Origin of the sequence: Pseudoalteromonas sp. APAL1 (assembly GCF_021532475.1) — a bacterium.
Classification (GTDB): Bacteria; Pseudomonadota; Gammaproteobacteria; order Enterobacterales; family Alteromonadaceae; genus Pseudoalteromonas; species Pseudoalteromonas lipolytica_C.
Map to the genome: position 1 here is coordinate 1 of NZ_JAKGAW010000084.1, position 7,719 is coordinate 7,719.

At 38.0% G+C, this 7,719-nt stretch carries 9 protein-coding genes and 1 pseudogene; 1 reads left to right on the top strand and 9 read right to left on the bottom strand.

The annotated features are described in order from the left end of the window. On the top strand, nt 1-494 hold a 494-nt coding region (locus L1264_RS20975; RefSeq protein WP_235404586.1), incomplete at its 5' end, for a LysR substrate-binding domain-containing protein. 259 nt (nt 495-753) lie between these two features. On the opposite strand, the gene L1264_RS20980 is transcribed toward L1264_RS20975, so the two are convergent. From L1264_RS20980 to L1264_RS21020, 9 genes and pseudogenes are all read right to left on the bottom strand, one after another. Next, the gene (locus L1264_RS20980) at nt 754-2,310 is read right to left on the bottom strand and encodes a VWA domain-containing protein (protein ID WP_235404588.1); all 1,557 of its coding nucleotides are present in this window, start codon (nt 2,308-2,310) and stop codon (nt 754-756) included. Between the two features lie 103 nt (nt 2,311-2,413). Then, a complete protein-coding gene (locus L1264_RS20985) occupies nt 2,414-3,511 on the bottom strand; it encodes a DUF3150 domain-containing protein (RefSeq protein ID WP_235404590.1) in 1,098 nt (365 codons plus the stop codon). A 94-nt stretch (nt 3,512-3,605) separates the two neighbouring features. Next, nucleotides 3,606-4,130 (bottom strand): hypothetical protein, encoded by a 525-nt coding sequence (locus L1264_RS20990; RefSeq protein ID WP_235404592.1) that lies wholly within the window; start codon nt 4,128-4,130, stop codon nt 3,606-3,608. A gap of 62 nt (nt 4,131-4,192) precedes the next feature. Further along, nucleotides 4,193-5,245 (bottom strand): AAA family ATPase, encoded by a 1,053-nt coding sequence (locus L1264_RS20995; RefSeq protein WP_235404594.1) that lies wholly within the window; start codon nt 5,243-5,245, stop codon nt 4,193-4,195. Nucleotides 5,246-5,330: 85 nt separating this feature from the next. Further along, a complete protein-coding gene (locus L1264_RS21000) occupies nt 5,331-5,651 on the bottom strand; it encodes a hypothetical protein (RefSeq protein WP_235404596.1) in 321 nt (106 codons plus the stop codon). 9 nt (nt 5,652-5,660) lie between these two features. After that, nucleotides 5,661-6,272, bottom strand: coding sequence for a hypothetical protein (locus L1264_RS21005; RefSeq protein ID WP_235404599.1), 612 nt, complete (start codon nt 6,270-6,272; stop codon nt 5,661-5,663). Between the two features lie 85 nt (nt 6,273-6,357). Then, nucleotides 6,358-6,498, bottom strand: coding sequence for a hypothetical protein (locus L1264_RS21010; protein WP_162898092.1), 141 nt, complete (start codon nt 6,496-6,498; stop codon nt 6,358-6,360). Nucleotides 6,499-6,769: 271 nt separating this feature from the next. After that, nucleotides 6,770-7,327, bottom strand: a pseudogene (locus L1264_RS21015) (single-stranded DNA-binding protein); the annotation flags it as partial. A 96-nt stretch (nt 7,328-7,423) separates the two neighbouring features. Further along, the coding region (locus L1264_RS21020; protein ID WP_235404601.1) for a transposase at nt 7,424-7,719 on the bottom strand (296 nt) is incomplete at its 5' end.

Genomic DNA, 7,719 nt, shown 5'->3' on the forward strand with positions numbered 1-7,719 from the left:
CGGATTGTTTTATTTCAGTGAATCCACCGGAACGTAACTTTGTCAATCAATTCATGTTTACTGAAAAACTTTATCCCGTGTGTGGAAAAAAGCTTTGGCAGCAGTTAAGAAATAAGCCTCTACCTGATTCATTATGGCAACACCCGTTATTATCAGTACAATACTCAGATACAAATGAAAGTCTTGGTGACGACTGGTTACGTTGGTGTATGAGTGGTAAATTTGAATTACCCAAAGACGTCAAAATTAATCAATTTAGTCATGTCTTACTTGCCGCTGAAGCGGCTCGATATAATTTGGGAATTACCCTCATTAATAATTACATGATGGATGATCAGGATCGCCAGCAAAGTCTTGTGCGCATACCTATGCACGAGCTTAATACCGGAGATAACTTCTATTTTGTCTATAAGGAAACACGAGCTAGGCAACCTGATATTATGAAATTAGGTCGTTGGCTTAAACAGCAGTGTTATGAACTGGAATCAGCTTAGCTATTTAAATTAGAGTTGAAGGTGAATACTAGCTACTTAGAAGTAGCTGTCAGCGTCCGTTTAGTTTTGTTAGTTGCCAGTCAAAATGAGTTTGCCAGAGGCCTTTATTGGCTATTCACTGTCAGTTTTAATTCAACTCTATAAATCAAATCTGGCAGATCAAGTTAAGACTTATTCACATGATGATTGTTCAGCTTATAGCCGCATTTTAAAACATTGTGTTTGCTTTAAAATGCGTCCAAAAGGGCGCATTACTTGGTTAAGCAATTAATTTATTTTTAATTACTTGTTTTAGAATCGAGGGTAACTCTTCAACGGTTTGAATGTTGAGTAATTCCTGATTCTCAAAGCCATAAAGCATTCCTGTATTTATACCAATGCATACAATTTGAATACCTAGAAGTTCCGACATTTCAATCGACTTTTCTAAATACTTTAGATCGCTTGCTTGACCATCAGTAATGATAAAAACAACTTTCTTTTGCTCGACACGAAGTGACAGCCTACGAATTACAGAATAAAGACTTAACCCTGTATGTGTTCCGCCTCTACTACTGACTCTAAAGTTATCTTTAACGGCTTTAGTTGTTGATTTAAAACACTTTGCTTCATATAGGTAACCGGCACTGAAATATATGCATTCACTATTTACGCCTTTCAACTTATCTATTGCTAAGTTAATTGCAAGCGCAGAAGTATTAACACCATTCATATCATCAGCACTCATTGAACTAGACCTGTCTACGAGAACTGATATCGCCATTGTTGGAGCTTTAGTAATTCTTTCTGATTTAAAAACATTAAAATTACCAGCTTTTACTCCAGCAAGTCTATTTGCCTCAACAGTTCTACCTTGCTTAGAAAAATTCACACTTTTTCGGTGTAACTCATAAATTATTTTATGGAGTTCTCGATTTATAGGTGTTGAAAGTCTCTTAGCTAGGTTTAGCTCTGCAGTACCAACTGTGCCGCGATCATTTTTTGATATTAAAGGAGCATTGAAGTCAATTAGTTGCTCCATATCATTACTTGATCTTACTTCATCAGCCATTTTCTCTAGCTCGTTATTAACTTGTTCATGTAAATCCGCCATGAGCTGACTTTCATCGGCATTTAGGCATTCATTTACAAAATTAATAACTTGCTGGCTAACATTTGAGTTTTGACCTTGGCTATCGCCCGGTTTAAACTCTATTTTCTTAAGTAATTGAATGATCTGTTCTGTAAGTTCATAACTATGTTGGTTAGATTGAAGCGTTGGTATCGTATCCAATAACAAAATTAAATCTTGTACTGGTTTTTGGCCAATACAATCAGTTAATAAAGCTAATGCAATTTCACAGAACTCCTTTAGTTGTACTTGGTTGTTAATTTTATATCGACCATAATATACAACTACAGCTTGCAGCAGTAATGAAGGTGGGAAGCTATCAGTTGGTTTACTGAACCATCCCTTTTTAATACCTTGAGTAACCATCTTAGATAAATTTAAGATGGCGCCCGGCCACTCCAGACAAACCATTCTTTCCATACGAATATCCTCAATGCCATTTCTAATAGCATTGAAAAATACCCCTTTTTCATACGACTTAGCTGTCCATGTTCTATCGGTCCATCGTAGATGTCCTACTTCATGATCAATAGCGCCTTCCAAAAGTTCGAGATAATCGGGGTTTTCAAGATCACCTACGGGTAAAGTAATGCTGTTGTAATCTGTATAGCATCTGTTACCAGTTAAGTTAATCGTAATGTCACCACGGTTACTCATTACTCTTGAAAGCATTCTAAATCGTTTTAATAGTTTTGATTTATTCATTTGCATCTCCTCCAGAAATGTTTAAGAGGGGGATACACCCACAAGGGGTGAGTATCCCCTGTGGGTTTAGAATTAAAGGAAGCTAGATTCCTTCCTTAATTTGTTACCAATTAAATCCAAAATCACCTAAAGAGTTGTTACGCTCAGCGGGCTCGAAAAAAACGGTTTCTTCTTTAGGCGCTCGGTCAAATTCAAATGAATTTTCTTGATCAGCTGTTTCTAAAATGATTGAACTCTCAGAAGCAGTTTCACTAGATTTACCTGAAACGAAAAGGCTCGCTACGTCGGTATCCTCATGTGTAATTACTTCCGGCTCTGGTGTTGCACTATATTGAGGTTTTCCTTCAGCATGAAGGCGAAGTGTGTCTTCATTACTCATTACGAGTAACCAGTTGGTTAACTCTGAAAATGAATGACCTTCAATGTAGCCACTAGAAGGTAAGTTATTTAAAACCTCCTGTATTGTACTAACCACGTTTTCAATACCATTATCTACAAATGATAAATCAATAAGTTTATTCATCATTCTTCTAAATGGTGAACGTACTTTTTGGCTTACGCGATTAACTGGCGTTTTGTCTTTAAACCAGTTTGTTTTATATACACTGCCTGCTTCTTTAGCGATTTCTTGCCAAAGAGTTTCTGCAACATCGTTTTTGATATCGTCTTCATCATCATCAAAAAGCGCTTTCATAGCCAAAGGCTTTGTAAACGACAGTTTGAATTTTGATTGGAACTCAACCTGAGATAAAGCGTATTTATAGATCAGTGCAGCGATATCTGAATTTTCAGCCATATGTTGATTAACTGAAATATCATATTCAGCAATTAATACTGATACTTCATCTTGCCAATCACGCTTTATTCCATCAAGCTCTGACTTAAGCTCATCTAACCTGGTCGTTGGGACAACCGTAAAGTCTCCATACTTAACACCATAACTATTAAAAGTTCGTGTAAGCCGGTTGTTGTACTTCGTTGTAAGCTTCAGCTTGCTTCTAGGAAACCACTGTAATTTACTCCCCTTGATTTGATTAGATGATACTTTCTGACCATCTAGTTCTATCTTTGCGTTCGGTAAAGTTGATTCACCACATGGCGATCTTAATTGCCAGCCTAACAAACATGCTCCATTTTTAAGTGAAGTGTTTTGTTCTGCTAACTCTTTGCCGTTTGCGATTGCTTCGTTTGATAAAGACATGTTGTCTCCTCCAATTTGATAAAAAAAGGGGAGACTTCCCTGTTGGGGAAAGTACTCCCCAAAGGGTTGGTTGATTAATAGGACCTGCGATTTGTTACATCACTTCAATATCCCATGTATTTTGATTAAAGTGGCCTATTCCAATAAGTGAATAACCTCTTTGTTCTTTATTTTTGGCAAGAGCATTTCTCTCACCGTTTACAGACATAAAAACCCATTTCCATTCAGTATTATCATTTTTGAACAACACATATGTCGTATTTTGGAATGATGTTACAGCCCAAAATTTACCTTCACCGGCATGATGATAAACATCAAACGGGTTATTACATTTCAGGTTACCTTGAGCATTGAACATAACTTGAGCTCGACAGTTTACAAAGTCACAGCTCTTCATTTTCTCATCCGAATGAATAAGAAAATAAGGATTGCCGTTCCTAATGTAATCAATCTTATCGGTTGCCTGAATTAACTCAGACATACTCATAGCTTTAATGTCTCTTACATCGTCAATTTTAAGTGGGTCTTTACCCCCTTCAATACGGAGGTATTTACCATTTGATGGTTGGTAGCTAAAACCAATAAAACGACCATTTTCAACTTCAAAGCACTCAAACACTGTGTCCCCTCTCTCAACTTTTAAGTTAGCCGAGTTAGAAGATGTGTTAGTGTTTGAGGTAGTTACTTTTTTTGAATTAACTCGCCAAGTGGTTTATTAATTTCATCACCCCAGACTCGTTGAACAACAGAATTAACCTCTTCAATTTCATCATTATCAATGGAACCTAAGAACGAAAATTCAAATGACTCATATGGAGAACGATTGGCACCAAATGTCATCATGTAAAAACCCCAGTGGACTAAAGTTCGTGTTGAAAAAACACACCCTAATCCATTATCGATGTTGCCATCGTGGTCTTTACCTAATGCAGCTGTTCTTAAAGAGTCAGCTGTTTGTACCATAAGCTTGCGAATCGGCAATGTTAGTTTCGGAAAGTTCTTTTCCAAAATTTCCAACTCAACTGCTTTGCTTGGATATTTAGTTTTTAACCAACCAAAACGTGAACGTAATGCTTGGTCTAAACGTTGTGAAGTAATATACCTATCACTATCACCACCACCGGTAGTATTAGCTGTAGCAGCTATTCGACAGTTAGCATGTTTGTTTATGGTTTCACCGAAAACACTTAGTGTCCAAGGTTTGCCTTCAACAAACAAATGAAGCGATGTTGATAAATCTTCATTAGCTTTATCAACTTCATCTAAGATAACTAAACCACCGTATTTGTATCCGCATGCAGCTTGGCTGTATCGCTTGCGAGTAACATTATTACCTTTTCCATCAACAGCTAATTCATAACCACCTTCTAAGCGCTCACCACACATGCCTACGGTTACTTTTTCAATGAAGACAGGCTCATTAAAGCGATCTGCAATGAATAGTAATAACTCCGTTTTACCTGTACCTGTTTCACCAACCAAGCCAAGAGGCTTCGGTTGAGCAGGCGCAAGCCACCATGCTAACGCTTTACGAAGTGTTGCTTCATCCGGCGTATAATACATGTCTGCTTTTTGACAATTAGGGTGGCGGTGTTTACGAATTTTAATCTTATATTGATTAGGGTCGAAGATTTCAGGGAAACGCTCATGAGCGTCAACCTCTATCATTTCGTTATAATCAATTTTAGTTGCTGGTTTAATTGTAGATACGTTTGATTGTGTTTGAGTATTCATATTGTGTCTCCTCCAAAGAGATTTTTGAGGGACACTTATCCCTTCAAGGGTGTAGTGTCCCTTGATGGGTTTGATTTCTTAATATTTAAAATGGTACTTCTAAAAAGTCTATATAACTTTTTTCATAAAGATGAAGGTTTGGTGAGTCTAGAACAGAACACTTTTCATATACTTCTTCTGTTTCATCCTCAACTGCAAGGTTTAGCATAAAATTCACTTGAGCCTCTGCCGCTAATTCCTTAGTTGCATAACTGGTAGAATTCCAAACTTCAACTGAGTCTGGCCAACCATCAATATGACCAAAGTGATAGCCTTCATCACTCAGACCTAATAGTAGCTTTCGCTCAGTAACATTATCATCAAGTAGAGTCCAAGTATTAGACTCATGAATAAGATAAATTTCCATTATCAACTCCTAAAACTTTAGATCATGCCAAAGAGGGATGTCAGGCCCTTCTAAGTCACTATAAAGGTGAGAGTTAGACGATGAGAAATTGCTACCATCGAAGATGAAGTGCTTGTATTCACAAAGAGCTTTAGCGTATTTGTTAGTTACAAGTAATTCATTAAGTTGATTATACTGTTGTAAGATCTGTGGTACTGCAATTCTAATTGAACAAGCATCTAAATCTAGACACTGGCATACATAATCAAAATTTGCAGAGCAAATCCATTCAAGTTCGTCGTTTAGCCTCTCTGAATTCGCTTTAGCATACCGAAGCATACCAAGTGAACGATACAAAACACTTTCCCATAACGCCTTAATGTTCTCGTCTGACCAATGAATGTAATATTCACCTCTTGCAGCATCCAAACAATCATCCATTAAACCAAAAAATACACCCTGCCCTGGGGCAACTTTACCCGCTCGATGAGCTGTTATGATGTCTTCGTCTAACGAATGGCACGTATATTCTGCATTTACTGACAGAAAGTGATCAGTTGTTCGCTTCGGCTTAAACTGCTTCTTTCTTTCAAGTTCTGCATTTATTTGAGCTTTGGTTATGGCCTTTTTTGGTCTAGCCATGATGTTCTCCTCCAAAGAGATTTTTAAAAGGAACATCCCCAGCAAAGGGAAAATTCCCTTTGTGGGTTGGTAGATAGGTTAGAGATTAACCGTGAAAAACGCGGTTTGACTCTTGATATAAACGGCTTGCGCGAATAACTAACTTGTTAGATCCATCACGTTTTGCTCGTTTAATTAATTTGCGTTCGCGACGACGTAAATATGCGCCGGTTGATTTGTTATTCATAAGTTCCTCCAAATTTTAAAAAACCTGAAGGATTAACCTGTGAAGGTTAAACCCTCAGAGGTTAAAACAAGCAACGAAGTTGCTTGGTGTGCACTCACAAAATAGATTTTTGCTTTTCAACTTGATGTTGAGAGTGCGTAACTAATATTCAACTTTAACTGCCATAGCAGAGTTACTCGCGAGAGGCGAAAAGGTATTATGAATATTAGAAAAAACAAAAGTGACATCCTTGTCATGCAAATTCCTAGGCTAGGAAACCTTATCTAGCTTGTTATTGTTGACTACCGCCACACCCCCCTGGTTGAGGTTTAGGAGCAAAACCGCCCTGCGATTGCGGATAGTTTATTGGTGCGCTCTGGTCTTGCTGGCTGCGCTGATAGTTTTGTGCATTATTTTGCTGTTGGCTATGATGCTGAGGCGCACTTTGGTAGTTTGAAGAACTGTTTTGTTGTGGGTGACTATTTTGTTGGTTCTGATTGCCAATTAAACCAGAGGCTTTTAAACATTCCACTTCAACTTTTCTAAGATGTTGAATTAGCTCGATAGCTTTAATCTTTGTTGAAGAGCGGTTTTGCCCACCATTATCAGTCCACTTTTCTTGAATAAGTTTTCCTCTTAAAGTTACTTCGTCCCCTACTTCAATAGCCGGTTTAAAATTCTTTAAAAACCGACTATCCACTTTGACATCAAAAAAGTAAGTTCTTTCAACCCACTCACTTTGTGCGTTAGGTTCGTTAGACTTCTTAAAGTAGCCGTCATCACAAGCAATTGTCACTGTGCCAAAGTACCCTTCTTGACCATTTCTGAGATCAAGACTCGCGACTCTACCACCAAGCCTTGCTGAATTATCTTTTGCAGTACGCGTGAACTACCCAGCGACATCGGTTCACTCTGATCACAGGGCTTCTACAGTCTAGCTTAACAGCTAGGCAGCTTCTTTTTTCTCAGATCCAAAATCCAACTTCGATAATTCGAAGACTTTCGTTTTAACAGATTGTTTCTGCTGAGATGCGGGTGTTACCCTTGCGACGATTCCAGCCGCAATTATATCTAACTCACCTGTACTAGCTATGCTTTTAGCAGCAGCTAGATCTCGGCTTTGATACGCTCCGCAAGCCGTACAAGTAAAACGCCTATCATTCAATGTTAAAACATGGCGTTGCCCGCACTCCGAACAAATTCCAGTGGATTTTTCAAAACGACCTATTTCATGATAGAGCT